This is a genomic window from Bailinhaonella thermotolerans, assembly GCF_003594875.1.
GTDB lineage: Bacteria > Actinomycetota > Actinomycetes > Streptosporangiales > Streptosporangiaceae > Bailinhaonella > Bailinhaonella thermotolerans.
The window spans coordinates 523,005-542,851 of the sequence record NZ_QZEY01000003.1; the positions used below are offsets into that span (position 1 = coordinate 523,005).

Here is a 19,847-nt window from a genome sequence, read left to right on the forward strand (position 1 = left end):
CGATCCCGCGTCCCGGGCGGAACGCCCCGGATCGGTCGCGCCCGCTGGGGGCGCGGAGGTCAGGGGTGGTGCGGGTCACCGGGATCGCCGGGGTCACCGGGGACGCCGGGAGGGCAGGCGGCGCGGATCTCCGGCAGCGCGGCGGTGAGGTTCCCCTCCAGCCGGCGCAGGACGCGCAGGGTCTCGGCGCGCTGCCGGTCCGGCATGCCGGCCAGGGCGGCGCGCTCCAGCTCCGACCAGGCGTGCTCCACCTGATCCCTGAGGGCGCGGCCCTCGTCCGTGAGGGAGACGACGAGGGCGCGGCGGTCCCGCTCGGAGGGACGGCGGGTCAGGAGCCCCTGCTGTTCGAGGCTGCGCACGGTGCGCGTGACCGTGGACGGGTCGAGGGACAGCGCCTTGGCCAGGTCCGCCTGGGACTGGTCGTCCCTCTCCCACAGGCGCATGAGCAGCAGCTCCTGGCCCAGGTAGAGGCCGAGCGGGCGCAGCAGGCACGTCGCGGCGAGCTGGTGGGCCCGGGCGACCCGGACGATCATGTGGCTGACCTCGTGCCGATCGCTCATCGTCCCTCCCGATACTTGGCGTGCCACACATTACCGGCCCGCGGCCAGGGCGTCCGCACGTATTTCTCGCTTGACTCGGCTTCTCGTCCCTCTATAGTTGGCATGCCAACATAAATTATTGGCATGCCAAAGAAAACGGTGGGAGGACACGCCATGACGGCGGAGAACGTGATCGCGGTGTTCGGGGCGACGGGCAGGCAGGGCGGCGCGGTGGCCAGGGAGCTGCTGCGGCGCGGGCGGCGGGTGCGCGCGATCGTGCGCGATCCGGGCCGGGCCCGCGACCTGGCCGAGCTGGGGGCCGAGGTGGTCCGGGGCGACATGGACGACACGGCGTCGCTGGACGCCGCGCTGGCGGGCGCGCACGGCGTCTACAGCGTGCAGACCTTCAGCGGCCCGGACGGTACGGCGGGCGAGGAGCGGCAGGGCGCCGCGGTGGCCGAGGCGGCGGCCCGGGCCGGGGTGGGGCACTTCGTCTACGCGTCGGTGGGCGGGGCCGAGCGCGGGACCGGGATCCCGCACTTCGAGAGCAAGTGGCGCATCGAGCGGCGCGTCGGGGAGCTCGGGCTGCCCGCGACGGTGCTGCGCCCGGCGTTCTTCGCGGAGAACTTCGCGTTCATGGGACCCCGGTGGGCCGGGGACGAGCTGGAGATCGCGCTCGCGCTCGACCCGGGCAAGCCCCTCCAGGTGATCGCCACGTCCGACCTCGGCGTGATCGCGGCCGACGTGTTCGCCGACCCGGAGACGTACCTCGGCCGCCGGATCGAGATCGCCGCCGAGTCCCTGACCGGCGAGGAGATCGCCGATTCCTTCGCCCGCGCGGCCGGCCTGCCGGTGCGCTTCCGCTCCCAGCCGATCGAGGAGCTGGCGCCGTACGGCGAGGAGGTGGTGACCATGTTCACCTGGTTCAACAAGGAGGGCTACCAGGCCGACGTGCCGGCCGTCCGCGCCGCCCACCAGGGCCTGGGCACCCTCGCGGACTGGGCCCGCGAGAACTGGACCCCGCCCGCCCGCTGAACCGCCCCCGCCCGGCCCCGGGCGGGAGGCCGGGCCGTACAGGCGGCCGGGCCGTGCAGAGGGCCGGGCGGTGCGGGAGGCCGGGCGGCGAAGCGGTCAGGCGGTCACGCGGTCCGGCCGCCGGCTCGCGGGCCGGGCGAGGCGGCGGCCGGGAGGAGCGGTGGCGTCACTCGACGCCGAGGGCGGTCTTGAGGAAGTCCACCTGGAGCAGGAGCAGGTTCTCGGCCACGACCTCCTGCGGTGTCATGTGGGTGACCCCCGACAGCGGGAGCACGCTGTGGGGACGCCCGGCCGCCAGCAGGGCCGAGGACAGGCGCAGGGTGTGCGCCGCGACCACGTTGTCGTCCGCGAGGCCGTGGATCAGCAGCAGCGCGGGCTCGCGGCCCCCGGGCTTGCGCCCGGCGTCCTCGATCAGCGACGAGCGCTCGTACGCCTCGGGCTCGGCGGCCGGGTCGCCCAGGTAACGCTCGGTGTAGTGGGTGTCGTACAGGGTCCAGTCCGTGACCGGCGCGCCCGCGATCGCCGCGTGGAACACGTCGGGGCGGCGGAACGCGGCCAGCGCCGCCAGGTATCCCCCGAAGGACCAGCCCCGGATGCCCACCCGGGTCAGGTCCAGGTCGTCGGGGAACCGCTCGGCGGCGGCCTTCAGCGCCTCCACCTGGTCCTCCAGCACCGGGGTCGCCAGGTCGCCGAGGATCGCCCGCTCGAACTCCGGGCCCCGCGCCGGGGTGCCCCGGCCGTCGGAGACGATCACCGCGAAGCCCTGGTCCGCGAACCACTGGCTCGCCAGGAACGCCCCGCGCGCCGACAGCACCCGCTGCGCGTGCGGCCCGCCGTACGGGTCCATGAGGACGGGCAGCCGCGCCGAGCCCGGCTTGTGCCAGGAGGGGAGGATGACGGCGGTGCGCAGCTCGCGCTCCCCGGCGGCCATCAGCTCCACGCGCACGTCCAGGCCGGGACGTTCGGCGAACGACGGGATGGGCCGCTGCGTGCCGTCCGCGCCCTGGACGGTGACGGTGACGCCCTCGGTCTCCAGGGTCTGCTCGGTGATCACGGTGGTGCCGCCCGCGCGGCGCCCGCCGTACACGCCCCGGCCGGTCGTGATCGGGGTGAGGACGCCGCCCGCGGCCTGCCAGAGCTGGATCTCGGTGGGCTCCCCTGAGGCGGTGAACAGCACGCTCTCGCCGTCGACGTCCACGACGGCGCGGACCTGGAGGCTGGGCGGGGTGACCGGGCGGCCGTCCACGACCAGGCGGCGGCCCCCCTCCGAGTCGGCGACCCAGACGAGCCTGCCGGAGGCGGTGAACGCCGGGACGCCCGGCACGATCTCGACCCAGGCCGGGTCGGTGTCCTCGCTCACCGGCGTGGTCGCGCCGGTCGCCGGGTCCACCCGGAAGATCCGCAGCGCCCGCTGGTCGCGCGGCTGCGTCACGATCAGCAGCCCGTGCTCGCTCCACACGGCGTTCACGAGGTACTCGTCCTCGAAGCGCACCGGGACCCGGCCGCCGTCGAGGCCGCAGATCACCAGCTCGACGTCCGCGTTCGGGGTGCCCGCGGCGGGGTAGGCCATGACGACCGTCTCGCGGCCGGGGTTGGCCGGGTCGGCGATGTTCCACCGCTGCACCGGCGTCTCGTCCACGCGCGCGACCAGGAGGGCGTCCCCGGCGGGCGACCACCAGTACCCCCGCATCCGGCCCATCTCCTCGGCCGCGATGAACTCCGCCAGGCCGTACGAGATCTGCTCGTGCTCCGGCTCGGCCAGCGCCCGGTCACTCCCGGAGGAGAGCTCGATCACGCGCAGCGTCCGCCCGCTGACGTACGCCACGTGGGTGCCCTGCCGGTTCGGCCGCGGGTCGATCACCCCGCCGGGCGTCGGCAGCAGGCGCACGGCGTCGCCCCCGGTCCCACCGGTCAGCGAGGCGGCGTAGAGCTGCCCGGACAACGCGAACGCGGCGACGGAGACGGCCTCGTCCGTCGCGTATCCGACCACGCCGCCGGCCTGCTCACGGGTGCGCTCACGCCGGGCGCGCTCCTCGGGCGGCAGGTCCTCCTCGCCGGCCGACAGGGAACGCGGGTCGGCGACCAGGCGCTCCTCGCCGGAGGCCACGTCCAGCTCCCACAGACAGGTCACCGGGTCGGTGCCGGACCGGGTACGCAGGAAGACGACTCGCGCTCCGTCGGGCGAGATCGTGAAGCCGCGCGGCACCCCCAGCGTGAATCGCCGGGTCCGCGCCTGCATGCGTGGGAAGCTCTCACTCATAGTGGTCCATCCTGCCAGTTCAGGGACGCTCTAATCTTGGGGCATGTCCGACCGCCGCCTGCTGCTCGTGCACGCCCACCCCGACGACGAGTCGATCAACAACGGCGCCACCATGGCGAAGTACGCCGCCGAGGGCGCCCACGTCACCCTGGTCACGTGCACGCTCGGGGAGGAGGGCGAGGTCATCCCGCCCGAGCTGCGCGATCTGGCCGCCGACCGCGAGGACCGCCTGGGGGCATACCGGATCGGCGAGCTGGAGCGGGCCTGCGCGGCGCTCGGCGTGAAGGACCACCGCTTCCTCGGCGGCGCGGGCCGCTGGCGCGACTCCGGCATGATGGGCGCGCCGACGAACGACCGCCCCGGCGCCTTCTGGCGGGCCGACCTCGACGAGGCCGCGGCCGAGCTGGTCACGGTCATCCGCGAGGTGCGCCCCCAGGTCCTGGTGACCTACGACGAGAACGGCTTCTACGGCCACCCCGACCACATCCAGGCCCACCGCGTGGCCCGCCGGGCGGCCGAGCTGGCGGCCGCCCCCGGCCACGGCGACGGCGAGCCCTGGACGGTCGCCAAGTTCTACTACACGACGGTGGCCCGCTCCGTGATCGAGAACGGGATCGAGGCCGCCCGCGCCGCCGGCACCCCGTTCACCGCGCCGGACGCCCTGCCGTACGGCGTGCCGGACGAGACGATCACCACGGAGATCGACGCGACGGCGTACCTCCCGGCGAAGCTGGCGGCGATGCGCGCGCACGCGACCCAGATCACCGTGGCCGAGCCCTGGTACGCCCTCTCCAACGGGCTCGCGCAACTGGCGAGCGGCGTGGAGCAGTACATCCTGGTCGGTGGCGCGCCTCCCAGCGGGGACCGGGAAGACGATCTCTTCCACGGCATCGACTAATCTGCCCGCGTGGGGGAGATTCCGGCGCAGCCGCACCAGCAACCGCAGGACGCCCCGGCCGCGACCGCGGACCCGGGACGGCCCGAGGCGTTCGTCACCGGCGGCGTCTACGGCATGCTCTTCGTGCTGGGGGTGATCGCGGCGGTCTTCTGGTCCTTCATGCAGGGCTGGTACCTCGGCGACTTCCCGCTCGGGGCCTATCTGTCGCTGGCCGTGGCGTTCCTGCTCACCTGGGGCGCGGGCCGTCTCATGCGCAACCGGCTGGCCGCGGTGGTGACCGGGGTGTCCTGGCTCTTCGTCGGGATGGTCCTGTCGATGCCGCGCCCCGAGGGCGACCTCGTGCTCGCCGGGCCCGCCCAGGGCCAGTCCTGGCTGCTCACCCCCGGCTACGTCTACCTGTACGGCGGGGCGCTGGTCGTGCTGATCGCGATCATGATGTCGAAGGCCGCGCCGCAGTCGTGGATCCTCGGCGGGGTCCCCGGCCAGGCGGGCGGGGTTCCCGGCCAGGCGGGCGGGGTCCCCGGCCAGGCCCACCATCAGGCGCGGGACTAGAGTCCGCCCCGTGCCCGGCCCGAACCCCCCGATCGAGCCCCCGGTCGAGCCCGCGATCGACCCGGCGGCCTACCGCGCGGTGGCCGGGCGGTTCGCCACGGGCGTGGTCGTGGTCACCGCCCGAGCGGGCGGGCTCGACCACGCGATGACGGCCAACTCGTTCACGTCGGTCTCGCTCGACCCGCTGCTCGTGCTCTTCTGCCCGGAGAAGATCAGCCGCCTGCACGCCGCCGTGCTGGAGGCGGGCCGGTGGGGCGTCTCGGTGCTGGGGGAGGAGCACGAGGAGGTCTCCCGCTTCTTCGCCACCCGGGGCCGGGAGGTGAGCGACCGGCTCGACTCCTGGTCCTGCCACCGCGGTCCCCGGACGGGGGTCGCGCTGCTGGACGACGCGATCGCCACCCTGGAGTGCCGCACCCACGCGGTGCACGACGGCGGCGACCACTCGATCGTGGTCGGCGAGGTGATCGGGGTGGATCTGCGCCGCCCGGAGGCCCGCCCGCTGCTCTACTACGCCGGCGGCTACCGCGGGCTCGACCGGCCGCCCGGCGGGGAGTGACAATACGGCCATGAGGCCACGGCACCGGGCCCGCCAGGTCGTCAACTACGTCAACCTCGCCACCCCGCTCGGCCTGCTCGTCGCCCGCCTCGGCGGGGCGCGCAGGCTGCGGGCGCACGACGGCCTCCTCGTGGCGCACGGCTACCGCCTGCCGATCCCGCCCGCCCCCGCGTTCACCGTCGGGAACGTGATCGTGACCCGGCGGCCGGCCGAATGGCTCGCGGAGCGGCCCGCGCTGCTGGCCCACGAGGCGCGCCACGCCACCCAGTACGCCTTCTGCGCCGGGCCCGTGCTGCTGCTGCCGCTCTACCTGGTCGCGGCGGGGGTCTCCTGGGCGGCGACGGGGGACCTCGGCGCGTGGAACCCGTTCGAGCGGCTCGCCGGGCTGGAGGACGGGGGATACGCGCGCTCGCCCGCGCGGTGGCGGCGGCGGAAGGCCTGAGGAAGGCCTGCGGAAGCTCTGCGGAAGGTCTGCGGAAGGTCTGCGGACGGTCCGAGGACGGTCCGAGTGCGCCGCACCGGCGATCGTGGCGCACGATGGAAGGCATGACTGAGCCCTCCTCGCCGTCCCCGGTCATCCCGCCCGCGCCGGCGTCCCCGCGCCCCGTGCGTCCCGTGCGCCGCGGGGCCCGCGTCTGGCCCTCCTCCTTCAAGGACCGCCTCACCGAGCGTCTGCCCGGCCCCGCCGACATGGTGCGGATCATGCGCGAGGGCGGGTTCCGCACCGGCCTGTCCGGCGTCGCGGAGATCCCCGTGCGGCGGGAGGGGCTGCCCGGCGTCAGCCGTACGGACACGGCCGTGACCTGGGTGGGGCACGCCACGTTCGTCGTGCGGATCGGCGGGCTGACCGTGCTGACCGACCCGGTGTGGTCGCGGCGCATCCCCGGCGTGCGGGCGCGGCTGACCCCGCCCGGCGTGGAGTGGGACGCGCTGCCGCCGGTGGACGCGGTCGTGATCAGCCACAACCACTACGACCACCTGGACCTGCCCACGATCCGGCGGCTGCCGAAGGGGACCCCGTTCTTCGTGCCCGGCGGGCTGGGGCGCTGGTTCCGGCGGCGCGGCTACCACGACGTGACCGAGATGGACTGGTGGGAGAGCGTGCCGGTGGGCGGCGTGGAGTTCGCGTTCGTGCCCGCGCACCACTGGAGCCGGCGCGGGCCGTTCGACACCTGCCGGACGCTGTGGGGCGGCTGGGTGCTCACCGCCGCGCCGGAGGCCGGGGGACGGCGGGTCTACTTCGCGGGCGACACGGCCTACGGTCACCGGTTCGCCGAGATCGGCGAGCGGTACCCCGGGATCGACGTGGCCCTGATGCCCGTCGGCGCCTACGAGCCGCGCTGGTTCATGCGCAGCGCCCACGTCGATCCGCAGGAGGCCGTGCGGGCCACGCTGGACGCGGGCGCGCAGCGGATGGCGACCATGCACTGGGGCACCTTCATGCTCTCCGCCGAGCACCTCCTCGCGCCCGTCGAGGAGGCCAGGAAGGCGTGGGAGGCCGCGAGCCGCCCCCGCGAGGACCTGTGGGACCTGGCCGTCGGCGAGAGCCGCGTCCTCGCCCCCCGCTCCTGACCCCGCCCGCCCCCTTCGCCGTACGGCCTGAGCCCGTACGGCCCGAGCCCGAGCCGGGCCGTACGGCCTGAGCGCCCGCGAGCCGGGCCGTACGGCCCGGGCCTCTCGGGCGGGCCGTACGGCGGGAGCGGGGCGGGCTACGGCGTGAGCGTGAGGGTGTTCACGGCCTCCCGCCGCACGGACTCGGGCCTGGAGCGCATGGGGATCGTCTTGCCGTCGGCCCACAGCCCGGCCTGGTCCCAGTAGTTGTCGTGGAACGCGTGGCCGGACGCGCCGGTCAGGTTGATCCAGCGCGACTGGTCCATGTCGGCCAGGTCCACCACCATGCGCATCGAGGGCACGGCGGTCACGTCGTACCCACGCTGGACGTTCCAGCCGGCCGCGTCCACCGCGTCCTTGCCGCCGTCCACCCGCAGCGGGCCCCGGTTGAACAGCCACTCGATCGGCGCGATGCCCGAGGTGCCGAACGTGTCGTTGGTCAGCGTGAGGCTGTGCAGGTCGCCCCAGGCCCACCGGCTCGGGTCCGGGCCGAGGCGGTCGCTCAGCTCGTCGAAGGCGTCCTCCAGCGCCAGCAGCAGGATCTGGTCCCGGCTCTCCTGGACGCCCTTGGTCTTCACGTCGTCCCACCACGGGTCGGAGGGCTCGGCCAGCAGCGGCCGCAGCACCTCGTACCACTGGTCGCCGCCGTCCGGGCGCGCCCCCTCGGGCAGCTCGTCGTTGAACGTGCGGATCAGCAGGTGCCGCCAGACCGCGTTGTAGTACGCCGCCGCCGCCGAGTCCTTGCTCTGCCCGAAGTCCCAGCCGTCGAACAGCTTCACCGCCCGCTTCACCGGTCCGGCCAGCTTCAGGTCCGGGTTGAGGAGGTACCGGGTCAGCTCGGGCGCGAAGGCGTTGCGGCTGTCCCGCTGGATCGACGACATCGTCGCCGCGTCCACCTTGCCCTTCTGGATCGCCTGCTTCAGCCGGTCGATGATGCGCTGCGAGCGGTAGCCGTACGACCAGTCCCGGGTGAGCTGCGGGGTCGTGCTGGGGCCGGTGGCGGCGTTGTTGGCGGTGACGATGTAGCCGCGCACCGGGTCGCGCTGGGTGGGCAGCTTCTCGTACGGCACCCAGCCGGTCCACTCGACCTGCCCGGTCCACCCGGCGGCCGGCCACGCGCCGTCGCCGCCCCCGCTGCGCACCGGGATCCGGCCCGGGGCCTGGTAGCCGATCGTGCCGTCCACGTCGGCGTAGACCAGGTTCTGCGCGGGGACCTCGAAGGACTTGGCCGCCGCGCGGAAGGAGTCCCAGTTCTCCGCGGTGCCCATGAGGAACAGGGCGTCCGCCGTACGGCCCGGGTCCAGGGCGGTCCAGCGCAGCGCGACGCCGTACTCCTTCTCCTCGTCCGGCTCGTTCAGGGCCTTGGCCGCGCCGGGGATCGCGCGTTTGGCGGTGCCCAGGACGTCGGAGAGCAGCGGCCCGTGCCCGGTCTCGCGCACGGTCAGCGTCACCGTCTCGCCCCCGGCGACCTTGATCCGCTCGGTGCGGGTCTCCAGCGGCTTCCACCCGTCGCGGTACTGGTACTCCTGGCCGCGCAGCCGCTCCAGGTAGATGTCCGAGACGTCGGGGCCGAGGTTGGTGAAGCCCCAGGCGATCCGGTGGTTGTGCCCGATCACGACGCTGGGCAGCCCGGCGAAGGTGAACCCGGTCAGGTCGAACGGGCAGGACTCGCTGCGCTCGCGGCAGTGCAGGCCCATCTGGTACCAGGTCGAGGGCATGTGCGGCGACAGGTGCGGGTCGTTGGCCAGCAGCGGCTTGCCCGACACGGTGTGCGCGCCGGAGACCACCCAGGAGTTCGACCCGATGCCCGAGTTGTCGCCGTCCGTTCCGATCAGGTCCGGCGCGGCCCGTACGGCTCGCGCCGCCCGCGCCAGCGCGTCGCGCGACTCCTCCGGGATCGGGGTCAGCGCGGCCGAGGTCGCGCGGGCCTGGTTCACCTCGCTCACGATGGGCGAGTTGAGCTCGTAGGGGTACCGGGGCCACAGCTCCTCGGCGCGCTGTCGGGGCACGGCGGTCGCGGCGATGGCCCGCGCCAGCTCGTCCTCCATGTTGCTGCGCAGGTCCCAGGCCATCGCCTTGAGCCAGGCCAGGGAGTCCACCGCGGTCCACGGCTCGGGCTCGTAGTCCCGGTTGGTGAGCTTGAGGACGGAGTACTCCAGGCTCTTGCCGGGGGTGGCCTTCATCCACGCGTTCACCCCGGCGGCGTACCGGTCGAGGTAGGCGCGGGTGCGCGGGTTGAGGATGGACAGCTCCTGCTCGGCGACCCGCCGCCAGCCCATGGTCCGGATGACCTTGTCGGTGTCCAGCGTGGCCTTGCCGAACAGCTCGCTCAGCCGGCCCGCCGTGGTCTTGCGGCGGAAGTCCATCTCCCAGAACCGGTCCTGCGCGTGGACGAACCCCTGCGCGAAGAACAGGTCCTCGGGCGTGTCCGCATAGAGATGCGGTACGCCATACTTGTCTCGATATACGGACACATTGGCGGACAGGCCGGGGGCCTTGAGCTCGCCGTCCAGTTGGGGGAAGGCGCGCCGCACCGACCAGACCACCACGCCGGCGAGCAGCAGCGCCAGCACCAGGAGCAGGACGAGCAGCCTGGCGAACCACCGCAAGGGGCGGGGCAACCTAGCGAATGGCGCGATCCTCACCTGACGCTCCCGATCCTGGTATGTCCGTAGATGGTGCGACAAGTGTGCCAGGCATAATCCGATGCATGGACTTCACCACCGCCGACCTCGTGGACGCCCACGGCGAGTCCCTGGCCTGCTGCGAGACCCAGTTCCGGCAGTACGGCGGACGCCTCCGGTTCGCCGGTCCGGTCACGACGGTGCGGGTCCTTGAGGACAACGCGCTGGTGAAGCGGACACTGGCCGGACCCGGCGACGGCGGCGTCCTGGTCGTGGACGGCGGGGCGTCCCTGCGCACCGCGCTGATGGGCGACCTGATCGCGACCTCCGCGCTGGAGAACGGCTGGTCGGGCGTCGTGATCAACGGCGCGGTCCGCGACGTGGCCGCGCTCGCCACGCTGGACCTGGGCGTCAAGGCGCTGGGCTCGATCCCGCGCAAGAGCGGCAAGACCGGCGCGGGCGAGGCCGGCGTCCCGGTCACCTTCGGAGCGGTCACCTTCACTCCCGGGGCCTGGCTCTACAGCGACGAGGACGGCATCGTCCTCAGCCGCGACCCCCTCCTCTGACCCCCGTCACCCACCTCGCCCGGCCGTACGGCTCGCGGCGGCGGGCGCCCCGCCGCCGCGAGCCGTACGGCCGGGCGCGAGCCGTGCGTTGGCGGCGGGGCGGGACGCTCAGCGGCGGCCGACCTCGCGGGTGAGGTCGAGGGCGAAGACCTGGTCGAGGTAGGCCGCGGCCTCGAACTTGGCCCCCGGGGCGGTCTCGCCGTCGTGTTCCAGGTCGAACAGGACGCGCAGGGCCCGCTCGGTGTCCAGGTCGTCGTCCAGGGCCTCCAGGGCGGGACGGATGCGCTCGGCCGGGAGGGGCGCGCTCGGGGACTCCGCCCAGCGGGCGACCAGGCCGCGCGTGCGCTCCAGGACGGACTGGGCCTCCCGCAGCGTGTCCCAGGTCAGCTCGGCGGGCTCCCGGTAGTGGCGGCGGAGCAGGTCCAGGCGGACCGCCAGCGGGTCGAGACCGGCGGCGACGACCCCGGCGAGCCCGTTGTCCAGGCGCATCCGGCCCGACGCGATCCACACGCTCACCCGCTCGTGCTCGGCGCAGTCCACCTCGCCCACGTGCACGTCGATCGCCTCGGGACCCGGCTCCCCGATGTCCTCGGGCGGCCGGATGTTGAGGGTGGACGCCTCCTCCTGCTTCACGCCCTGGCGCTGGACGACCCGCAGCCGCTGCCGCTCCGCCACCCGCCGCACGATGTCCGCCACCACGTGGGTCCGCAGATCGTCGCCGCAGAGCTGGACCCGCAGCACCGGGCCGCGCACCGGGAAAACCGGCTCCAGCCGCTTCCCCCGCGCGTCATAAAGCCTCCACATGCCCCGAGCCTAGACCCGCGCGCCCCGCGCGTCCCGGGTGAGATCGGCGTCAGGACACGTTGGTCCAGAAGCGGAAGAGGTTGTCGCCCGCGACGGCGTAGCCGGGGCGGACGCCCAGGAGGTCGAGGAGGCTGTAGATCCCGTTGAAGAAGGCCTGGTTGACCGGGGGGATCCAGAGGACGGCGATCAGGGCGAGGAAGCCGTACGGGGCGATCTGGGCGGCCTTGGCGGTCCAGCGGGGCGGGAGGTAGGGGGCGATGATGCCGAAGCCGTCCAGGCCCGGCACCGGGAGGAGGTTGAGGAGGGCCGCGGTGAGCTGGAGGAGGGCCAGGAAGCTGACGCCGAACCAGAACGGGCCGTGCCGGCCGGAGATCAGGTTGCCGACGAGGACGGCGAGGCCGACGGCGAAGACCAGGTTGACCAGCGGGCCGGCGGCCGAGATGAGGCTGTGGCGGAGGCGGCCGGAGATCTTCGAGCGGTCGATGTAGACGGCGCCCCCGGGCAGGCCGATGCCGCCGAGCAGGACGAACACGACCGGGATGACGAAGCTGAGGGCCGCGTCGCTGTACCGCATGGGGTTGAGGGAGAGGTACCCCTTCTCCGCGACGCTGTGGTCGCCGGCGCGGTAGGCGAGGACGGCGTGGCCGTACTCGTGCAGGCAGAGCGACACCAGCCAGCCCGTGACGACGAAGAAGAACAGCGCCAGGCGCGTGCTCGGCTCGATGCTCGTGCCGGCCTGCCAGGCGTACCATCCGGATCCGGCGAAGGCGGCCAGGATGACCAGGAACGCGGGACTCGGCAGGCGGCTCGCCCGAATCGCGGGCTTCTCGGACGGGAGGGCTGACATGCTGAGACTCTACCTACGGGCGCGGCCCGCGTGTCGTCACCGGGGGCCGAGGGGTGGAGGCAGTACGGTCTTGGACGTGTCGAGAAAGAGAAACTTGTCCGTTTGGGTCCGGGTATGAGCGCTGTGGAATCCGGCGTACAGCTCGCACTCGACACCGAGCTGGGCGCCCTGGCGATGGACGCGCGCGTGTGCGTCCCCCTGCGGCGGGCCCATGAGCTGGCCGTCTGGGTCGGGGAGGGCCGCGACCTCACCCCGTCGGGCGTGCTGGCCGTCTCCGCCGCCGCCGACGCCATCCAGACCCTGGGCTACCGCCCGCCGGTCGCCGAGCCCGACCTGGACCTGCGGCAGGAGACCCTGTTCGCCGCCCCCGTGGACGACGGCCGCGACCTCGCCCGCCGCTGCCCCGAGCTCATGCGCGCCTGGTCCCTCGCCCTCGCGGTCGGGTTCCTGCGCCGCGACGGCCGCCGCGTGCTCCCCGGCAGGCAGCTCGCCGCCTGGCCCGACGGCGACGACGCCCAGGCCGTGGCCGTGTGGCGGGCGGCCTACGACGCCCTCACCTCCCTGCGCCTGGAGACCGGCGAGATCACGGTCGAGTTCGCGCACGCCCTGCCCGCCGTGCCCGCGCTCCTCGCCGCCGACGACCCCACGCCCCTGTCGCGCCTCCGCGAGGGGCTCGCCTACCAGCTCGCCAACGTCTGCGACGACGACGGCCGCTGGCGCCGCTACGGCGAGGCGGTGGGCACGGCGGTGGCCCGCCTGGCCGAGTTCGGCGCGGTGACGGTGGAAGGCGCCACCGTCCACCTCACCCCCCTGGGCCGCCGCGCCACCGCGTCCTGACCGCCCCGGCCGTACGGCTCGCGCGCGGCTCCGGGCGGGCCGTGCTGACGGGGGTCAGTCGTCGGATTCGAGGTAGGAGAGGATGTCGCGGTCGCCGCGCTCGCGGAGGCGGGTCAGGACGGCGTCGCGGTCCGGGGGGCCGGGCAGGTCGATGCGGTCGGCGAGGATCGCGATCGCCTGGGCCTCCGTCGACACCTGGGCGGGGTGACCGGCGAGGCGGACGGCTTCGCCGGCGCTGGTCCGCGTCTCGTCGGACTGCGCGACGTGACGGGTCTCCAGGACGCCTTCCTCGGTGATGGACAGGAAGAGGTGGTCGCCCTCCTGCGCGCCGTACTCGTGCAAAAGGGTCTGGAGGCTGCCGATCACCGGCTGGTTCCGCCAGGTCAGGACGATGTCCCCGACCATCGACGGGACGACCTTGCGGCGGCCGGGGGCCAGGCCCAGGTAGGCGGCGAAGCCCGTGGGGAGGGCGTGCCCGGAGCCGCGCAGGTGCTCGCCGCTCACGTCGAGGCGGTGCCACCAGCGGCCGTCGGGCTCCTTGAAGCAGCGGCGGGTCAGCGACACGTCCTTGAAGGGTTTGTACGGCGTGCCGCCGTTCGGCCCGTCGTGCGTCGCCGCCGGGGCCCCGCCGGGAGCGCCCGGGGCGCCGGGACCACCCGGGGCGCCGGGACCACCCGGGGCGCCGGGACCACCCGGGGCGCCGGAAGCCCCGGAGCCGCCCGAGGCGCCAGGACCGCCGGGACCGCCAGGACCGCCTGGAGCGCCCTGGCCGCCGGGGAAGGCCGGGGGCCGCGGACCGGCCTGGCCCTGCGCGCCGGGGGCCGCCGGAGCGGGCGCCTCGGAGACCATCGGGCGGGGACCGGTGCCGCCGAAGCCCGCGGGGCCGGGACCCGCCGGATCGGGGAAGGCGGGTCGCGGCCCGGTCCCGCCGGAGCCGCCGCCCGCCGGGCCCGCCCCGGAACCGGGCGCGCCCGCGTCGGCCGTACCGGCGGGGCCGGCCGGGCCGGGGTCGGCGGAGCCGGGCGAGCCGGGCGAGTCGGCGGCGGGCGGGGACCACTCGCCGGACGAGCTCGCCGGGGAACCGCCGCCGGGGAGCGGCTGGGAGCCGGTGCTGAGGTGCGCGACGTGACCGGCGATGATGCGCAGGCTGGGGACGCTCTCCAGCCACTGCTTGGCGACCTCGGCGTGGATGCCGAGCGACTGCACCAGTTCCAGGGCCTGCGGCAGCATCGGCAGGATGTCGGAGTCGGCGATCAGGCGGCGCGTCTGGTCGCGCAGGTCGGCGATGTCGCCCGCGACGAGCCAGCCCTCCTGGAGGCGGTACCCCGGGATGTTCTTGGCGACGAACCGCCACGCGGGCACGCCGAGCGAGTTGAGCTGGTTCCCGTGCCAGGGGGCGAGCTCGGTGAGCCGGGCCACCGGGGAGGCGGTGCCGAGCATCTCCGGCAGCGCGGCCAGGTGCCGGGCCACCGGTTCGGCCTGCGGACCGCGCAGCCAGTGGCGCACGCGCTCGTCGAGCTCGGCCTCCACCCGGGAGATCACGTCGGGGGAGACGGCGAACAGCTTGGCCAGTTCCTCGGCGGGCGTCGGCTCCTCGCCGAACAGCCGGTTCTGCGCGACCGCCCACCGCATGTCGTCGAGATTCGCGAACGCCTGGTCGATCAGCGTGTCGAGCTCCCCGTCGCCCACGTGCACGGCCTCGAACTCCACGACCGAGGAGGGCGCGGGCGGCGGGGAGTAGGCGCCCGGCTGCCCGGACGGCGCCCGCTCCGGGGCGGGCGGCGCGGCGGGCGGTCCCGCCGGGGGGACCACCGGGCCCGGCGGCGCCGGCGGCACCGGGGGAGTGCCCGGCGGAGCCGCTGGCTGCTGGCCGTACGGCGGCGCGTACGGCGGCTGCTGGCCGTACGGCGGGGCCTGCGAGACGACGGGAGGCCGGGGGGCGATCGGCTGCGGCGGCGCGATCGGGGCGGGCCCGGGCGGCGGCAGCGGCGTGCCGGTCGCGGCGGCCAGCCGGTTCAGCGCCGCGCGGACCTCGTCGGGGGCGGAGCCCGGCAGCCACGCGGCCAGGACGCGCACGTGCTCGGCCAGGTCCATCGGAGCGGGGTGACGCGGGGGAGGGGAGGCCGGGAGCTTCCCGATCACCTCAAGGAAGATCGCGTAGAGCGCCGAAGGGAGGTGCTGCGGGCCCACGCCGGGCTGGTCGCGCACCTCGTTGGGGCTCATCGCCAGCAGCCCGGCCCATGACCCGGCCCGATGCAGCACCGAGCGCGCGGCGTTCGGCCACGCGGCGGTGTCCGGCTCCACGACGTGCAGCGGGGGCAGGATGTCACCGAGAGACGCCGCGCCCCACTGGGCCAGCGCCAGGTCGGTGACCATGGCGCAGGTGCGGTCGGCTCCCAGCGTGAAGAGCACGTGACCGAGCGGGAGCGTGCGCCACCAGGACGCGGGAAGCCGCGGATCCTCGATGACGGTGGCGAGCTGTGCCGGGTCGCTCCATCGCAGCGGTGGCACGAGATCGCTGAGGCAGAAGTTCATCGCGCGCTCCGGGTGTGCGTCCTCGTCGGCGTCCCTAGACGTGACCTTAACCAAGCGGAAGCCTCCCAATTACCCCCCTGCTCCGCAAATCATGGCGGGGTCATGAGCGGGTGACGGGAGTTTGTAGCCTCGGCGGATGAACCGCGCACGGGTGACGGATGTGGCGATGTGGGCCGTTCTCGGGACGCCCGTGTGCCTCGCGGGCCTCACCTCGCTCCCGGGCCGCTACCCCTGGCCCGAGGTGGCGCTCTGGCTGGCCGCGCTCGCCGCCGCGCTGCTCCTGCGCCGGTCCCGGCCGGTGACCGCGCTGCTCGCCGGCGCGCTGTCCTGGGAGGCGGCGCTCGTGCTCCATGGCCCGGAGTCCTGGCTGGGAATCCTGCCGCTGCTCCCGGCCCTGCCCGTGCTCGCCTACCTGGCCGGGGTCCGTACGGCGGACGCCCGGCGCGCGCTGCCCGCCCTGGCGGCGTCCGTGGTCCCGGGGGCGGTCGCGGGGCACGCGGTGGTGTCGGCCGCCGGGATCCTGCTGGGCTGCCTGGTGCCGTGGCTGGCCGGGCAGTACCGCCGCCAGCGCGCCGAGCTCGTCCGCGCCGGATGGGAGCGCGCCGAGCGCCTCGAACGGGAGCAGCGCGCCGCCGCCGAGCGCGCCCGGCTGCGGGAGCGCGCCCGCATCGCCTCCGACATGCACGATCTGCTCGGCCACGAGCTCAGCCTGATCGCCCTGCGCGCCGGGGCCCTGGAGGTCGCCCCCGGCCTGGCCGAGCCGCACCGCGAGTCCGCCGCCCAGCTCAGGGAGGCCGTCACCGAGGCCGCCGAACGCCTCCGCGAGGTCGTCCGCATGCTCCGCGCCGACCCCCACCCCCTTCCGCCCGGCACCGGGCCGGGTGCGGGGACGGCCGCCGGGCCGGGCGCGGAGACGGCCGCCGGGCCGGGCGTGGGGATGGCCGGGCCTGGCGTGGAGACGGTCGGCGGGCTGGTCCGGCGGGCCCGGGACTCCGGCCTCCGCGTCCACCTGACGGGCGAGGACCCCGCGCTCCCGCCCATGTCCGCCCGCGCCCTCCACCGCGTGGTGCAGGAGTCCCTCACCAACGCCGCCCGCCACGCCCCCGGCGCCGAGGTCACCGTCCAGATCACGGAGACTCCCGCGGAGGCCCTGGTCACGATCACCAACCCCCTCACCCGTCCGCCCTCGCGCGACGGCGACGGGACCGGCCTGCTCAGCCTGGAGGAGCGCGTCCGCCTCTGCGGCGGCGACCTCTCCGTCCGCCGGGGCCCGGGCGCGTTCGAGGTCCGCGCCAGGCTCCCGCGCTCCCTCCCCGGCGGCCCCCCGCCCGCCCCGCCCGCCGTACGGCCCGGGGCCGGCGTCCCCGGCGGCGTACGGCGTGCCGCCCTCGCCCCGGTGGACGCGGCCTCCGCTCCGGTGGACGCGGCCTCCGCTCCGGCGGCTGCCGAGGCGGCCGGCCCGGCGTGGCCCGCGGGCGACGCGGCGGTGCTCCAGGGGTCCGGCGCGGCGCGGCGATCGGCGTCCGGGGCCGGGCACCCGGCGCGCCCGGGCGGAGACCGCGCCGGCGAGCCCGGCGCGAGCCGTGCCGAGGAGCCCGGCGCGGGCCGTACGGAGGTCGCGCGGGGGCTGGCGGAGGCGCGGGGGCGGGTTCGGCGGGCCCGGCGGTGGGCGGTGCTCGGGGCGGCCGGGTCGGTGGCGGGGCTGGCGGCCGTGGTGCTGGGGTTCACGGCGTACGACAGGATGACGTCGGCGCTGGAGCCGGGGGACTTCGCCCGGTTGCACGTGGGGCAGGCCCGGGAGGCGGCGGATCGGGTGCTCCCCGCGCGGACGTGGGTCGACCGGGCCTTCGGGGAGGAGCCGCCGATCCCGGCGGGGGCCGAGTGCCGGTACTACGGGACGAGCCGGAACCCGCTGGACGGGCGGCTCGGGCTGTACCGCGTGTGCTTCGCGGGGGACCGGGTGGCCGACGCGCGGCGGCTGCCGCCTCCTCCTCCGAACGGCCGATGACCGCCGGCCCGGCGATGCGAGAGGGTGAGTCCCGGACGGAAAGGGGGGACGCGACGTTGGTCCGGGTGGTGCTGGCGGACGACGAGGCCGTGATCAGGGCCGGGGTCCGGGCGATCCTGGCGGCGGACCCGGGGATCGAGGTGGTGGCCGAGGCCGGGGACGGCCGTGCGCTGGTCGAGCTCGTGCGCGCCCACCGGCCCGACGTCGCGCTCGTGGACATCCGCATGCCGGTGCTGGACGGGCTGGCGGCGGCCGAGGAGTCGCGCCGCGCCGCGCCCGAGACGGCGATCCTGGTCATGACCACGTTCGGCGAGGACGAGTACATCGCCAGGGCGCTCGGCTCCGGCGCGGCGGGCTTCCTCCTCAAGACCGGCGACCCGCGCGAGTTCCTGATCGGCGTGCGCGCGGTCGCCGAGGGCGCTGCCTACCTGTCCCCGAGGGTCGCCGCCCGGCTGATCCGGTCGCTCGGCCCGGCCGGCCTGGTCCGCACGGCCGAGGCCCGCGAACGCGTCGCCAGGCTCAGCCCCCGGGAGCGCGACGTCCTGTCCCTGCTCGGCGCGGGCCTGACCAACGCCGAGATCGCGGCCCGCCTGCACCTGGCCGAGGGCAGCGTCAAGACGTACGTGAGCACCCTTCTCACCCGGCTCGGGCTGCGCAACCGGGTCGAGGCCGCCCTCCTGGCCAGGGAGGCACACCTCACCCCGCCCGTCTCCTGACCGTCAGCGGGTGAGATCGCCCGTCCGGTCTCGCCGGCGGATAGGGCGCCCCTTCCGGGGATAAACGTTTCGCAAGGGCAGCGCATGCGGCGAAAGCGCGCCTTGAAACCCGGGAACCTCACGGGGCAGTTTGGCGGAAGCCGTACCGAACGTTTTTCCGCCTCTGAGCAGGTACGACGGACAGGAGGGCACGCGCGATGGGGACTCCCGGACGCAGGATCACCGGGTTGTGCGCGGGCGTCGTGATGCTGGGGCTGGCCGCGGGGTGCGGCGGGTCGCCGCCGGTGCCGAAGATCGGCGAGCAGAAGCCGGCGCCGAAGGTGAAGGCGGCGAAGGCCACCTCGGTCAAGGACTTCGGCGGCATGGACCGGCTGGTCGAGGCCGCCAAGAAGGAGGGGCGGCTGAACGTCATCGGGCTGCCCCCCGACTGGGCGGGCTACGGCGCGATCATCAAGGCGTTCGAGGAGAAGTACAAGATCGAGGTCAACTCGGCGCAGCCCGACGCGAGCAGCCAGGACGAGATCAACGCGGCCCACAGGCACAAGGGCGGCCGGAACGCGCCGGACGTGTTCGACCTGGACCTCAACGTGGCGGTGGCGAACCAGAAGATGTTCGCGCCCTACCAGGTCCGGACCTGGCACGACATCCCCGACCAGGCCAAGGACCCGAAGGGGGCCTGGTACGGCGACTACAGCGGGCACATGTCGATCGGCTACAACGCCAGGAAGGTCCCCGCGCCCAGGAGCTTCGCGGACCTGCTCAAACCGGCCTACCGGGGCGCGGTGGCGCTCAACGGCGACCCGACGCGGACCAAGTCGGCGTTCAGCGGGGTCGCGGCGGCGGCGCTGGCCGGCGGCGGCTCGGCGGAGGACGTCAGCGCCGGGGTGAGGTACTTCGGGCAGCTCGCCCGCGCCGGCAACCTCACGCGCACCGAGCCGACCACCTCCACGATCGAGTCGGGCAGGACCCCGGTGGTGATCGACTGGGACTACCGCAACGCGGCGCGCGCCGACCGCTTCCGTAAGCGCGACGAGGACCGCAAGAAGGTGGACTGGAAGGTCGTCGTCCCCACCGGTCCCGCGCTGTCCAGCTTCTACGCGCAGGCGATCAACCGCGCCGCCCCGCACCCGGCGGCGGCCCGGCTGTGGCAGGAGTTCCTGTACTCCGACGAGGGGCAGAACCTCTTCCTGCGCGGCCACACCCGCCCGATCCGGGCCGAGGCGATGGAACGCGACGGCAAGGTGGACCGCGCCGCCTACAAGCGCCTCCCGCCCGTCTCCGGCACTCCGGTCACACTCACCATCCCCCAGATGGACCGGGCCCGCGCCTACGTCGCCGCCAACTGGCACAAGACCGTCCGCTGACCCCCCGCCCCTCACCTCTCACGAGCCCACCTCGCCGTGATCATGCAGTTTTGAGCACAGGGTGTGATTAAAACCGCATGATCACGGCGAAGGGG

The 19,847-nt window shown here is 74.8% G+C and carries 17 protein-coding genes; 11 read left to right on the forward strand and 6 right to left on the reverse strand.

Going from position 1 to position 19,847, the window contains the following annotated elements; all coding sequences use genetic code 11:
* Positions 1 to 59 precede the first annotated feature (59 nt).
* Positions 60 to 560 carry a MarR family winged helix-turn-helix transcriptional regulator gene (locus D5H75_RS11560; RefSeq protein ID WP_119926376.1) on the reverse strand — a complete coding sequence of 167 codons (501 nt, stop codon included), beginning with the start codon at positions 558 to 560 and terminating at the stop codon, positions 60 to 62.
* A 153-nt stretch (positions 561 to 713) separates the two neighbouring features.
* Here D5H75_RS11560 and D5H75_RS11565 point away from each other — a divergent pair, with 153 nt between their 5' ends.
* Complete coding sequence (locus D5H75_RS11565) at positions 714 to 1,574, forward strand: NmrA/HSCARG family protein (RefSeq protein ID WP_119926377.1); 861 nt, start codon at positions 714 to 716, stop codon at positions 1,572 to 1,574.
* Between the two features lie 166 nt (positions 1,575 to 1,740).
* On the opposite strand, the gene D5H75_RS11570 is transcribed toward D5H75_RS11565, so the two are convergent.
* On the reverse strand, positions 1,741 to 3,834 hold the full coding sequence (locus D5H75_RS11570; RefSeq protein WP_119926378.1) for a S9 family peptidase: 2,094 nt from the start codon (positions 3,832 to 3,834) through the stop codon (positions 1,741 to 1,743).
* A gap of 43 nt (positions 3,835 to 3,877) precedes the next feature.
* Between D5H75_RS11570 and mshB the strand changes: the two genes are divergently transcribed.
* The 5 genes from mshB to D5H75_RS11595 all read left to right on the forward strand — a co-directional run bounded on the left by mshB (position 3,878) and on the right by D5H75_RS11595 (position 7,412).
* Complete coding sequence (gene mshB, locus D5H75_RS11575; RefSeq protein ID WP_119926379.1) at positions 3,878 to 4,732, forward strand: N-acetyl-1-D-myo-inositol-2-amino-2-deoxy-alpha-D-glucopyranoside deacetylase; 855 nt, start codon at positions 3,878 to 3,880, stop codon at positions 4,730 to 4,732.
* Between the two features lie 9 nt (positions 4,733 to 4,741).
* Positions 4,742 to 5,284, forward strand: a complete 543-nt coding sequence (locus D5H75_RS44055; RefSeq protein WP_119926380.1) for a DUF6113 family protein — start codon at positions 4,742 to 4,744, stop codon at positions 5,282 to 5,284.
* 10 nt (positions 5,285 to 5,294) lie between these two features.
* On the forward strand, positions 5,295 to 5,840 hold the full coding sequence (locus D5H75_RS11585; protein ID WP_242454151.1) for a flavin reductase family protein: 546 nt from the start codon (positions 5,295 to 5,297) through the stop codon (positions 5,838 to 5,840).
* Between the two features lie 10 nt (positions 5,841 to 5,850).
* The gene (locus D5H75_RS11590) at positions 5,851 to 6,282 is read left to right on the forward strand and encodes a hypothetical protein (protein WP_119926381.1); all 432 of its coding nucleotides are present in this window, start codon (positions 5,851 to 5,853) and stop codon (positions 6,280 to 6,282) included.
* A 104-nt stretch (positions 6,283 to 6,386) separates the two neighbouring features.
* Positions 6,387 to 7,412, forward strand: a complete 1,026-nt coding sequence (locus D5H75_RS11595; RefSeq protein ID WP_202638055.1) for an MBL fold metallo-hydrolase — start codon at positions 6,387 to 6,389, stop codon at positions 7,410 to 7,412.
* Between the two features lie 137 nt (positions 7,413 to 7,549).
* On the opposite strand, the gene D5H75_RS11600 is transcribed toward D5H75_RS11595, so the two are convergent.
* Positions 7,550 to 10,060, reverse strand: a complete 2,511-nt coding sequence (locus D5H75_RS11600) for a penicillin acylase family protein (protein ID WP_242454152.1) — start codon at positions 10,058 to 10,060, stop codon at positions 7,550 to 7,552.
* Between the two features lie 101 nt (positions 10,061 to 10,161).
* Here D5H75_RS11600 and rraA point away from each other — a divergent pair, with 101 nt between their 5' ends.
* The gene (gene rraA / locus D5H75_RS11605) at positions 10,162 to 10,641 is read left to right on the forward strand and encodes a ribonuclease E activity regulator RraA (protein ID WP_119926384.1); all 480 of its coding nucleotides are present in this window, start codon (positions 10,162 to 10,164) and stop codon (positions 10,639 to 10,641) included.
* 108 nt (positions 10,642 to 10,749) lie between these two features.
* On the opposite strand, the gene D5H75_RS11610 is transcribed toward rraA, so the two are convergent.
* On the reverse strand, positions 10,750 to 11,445 hold the full coding sequence (locus tag D5H75_RS11610; protein ID WP_147425119.1) for a hypothetical protein: 696 nt from the start codon (positions 11,443 to 11,445) through the stop codon (positions 10,750 to 10,752).
* Between the two features lie 49 nt (positions 11,446 to 11,494).
* Entirely contained in the window at positions 11,495 to 12,292 is a 798-nt protein-coding gene (locus D5H75_RS11615) for a site-2 protease family protein (RefSeq protein ID WP_119926386.1), read from the reverse strand.
* Positions 12,293 to 12,406: 114 nt separating this feature from the next.
* Between D5H75_RS11615 and D5H75_RS11620 the strand changes: the two genes are divergently transcribed.
* A complete protein-coding gene (locus D5H75_RS11620; protein ID WP_147425120.1) occupies positions 12,407 to 13,129 on the forward strand; it encodes a hypothetical protein in 723 nt (240 codons plus the stop codon).
* Between the two features lie 54 nt (positions 13,130 to 13,183).
* On the opposite strand, the gene D5H75_RS11625 is transcribed toward D5H75_RS11620, so the two are convergent.
* Positions 13,184 to 15,664 (reverse strand): Mov34/MPN/PAD-1 family protein, encoded by a 2,481-nt coding sequence (locus D5H75_RS11625; protein ID WP_119926388.1) that lies wholly within the window; start codon positions 15,662 to 15,664, stop codon positions 13,184 to 13,186.
* A 136-nt stretch (positions 15,665 to 15,800) separates the two neighbouring features.
* Here D5H75_RS11625 and D5H75_RS11630 point away from each other — a divergent pair, with 136 nt between their 5' ends.
* The 3 genes from D5H75_RS11630 (at position 15,801) to D5H75_RS11640 (ending at position 19,752) form a co-directional block, all read left to right on the forward strand.
* Positions 15,801 to 17,672, forward strand: a complete 1,872-nt coding sequence (locus D5H75_RS11630) for a sensor histidine kinase (protein ID WP_147425121.1) — start codon at positions 15,801 to 15,803, stop codon at positions 17,670 to 17,672.
* Between the two features lie 56 nt (positions 17,673 to 17,728).
* Positions 17,729 to 18,388: a response regulator gene (locus D5H75_RS11635; RefSeq protein WP_119926390.1), complete on the forward strand. Its 660-nt coding sequence runs from the start codon at positions 17,729 to 17,731 to the stop codon at positions 18,386 to 18,388.
* Positions 18,389 to 18,585: 197 nt separating this feature from the next.
* Positions 18,586 to 19,752 carry an ABC transporter substrate-binding protein gene (locus D5H75_RS11640; RefSeq protein WP_202638056.1) on the forward strand — a complete coding sequence of 389 codons (1,167 nt, stop codon included), beginning with the start codon at positions 18,586 to 18,588 and terminating at the stop codon, positions 19,750 to 19,752.
* The last annotated feature ends 95 nt before the right edge of the window (positions 19,753 to 19,847 follow it).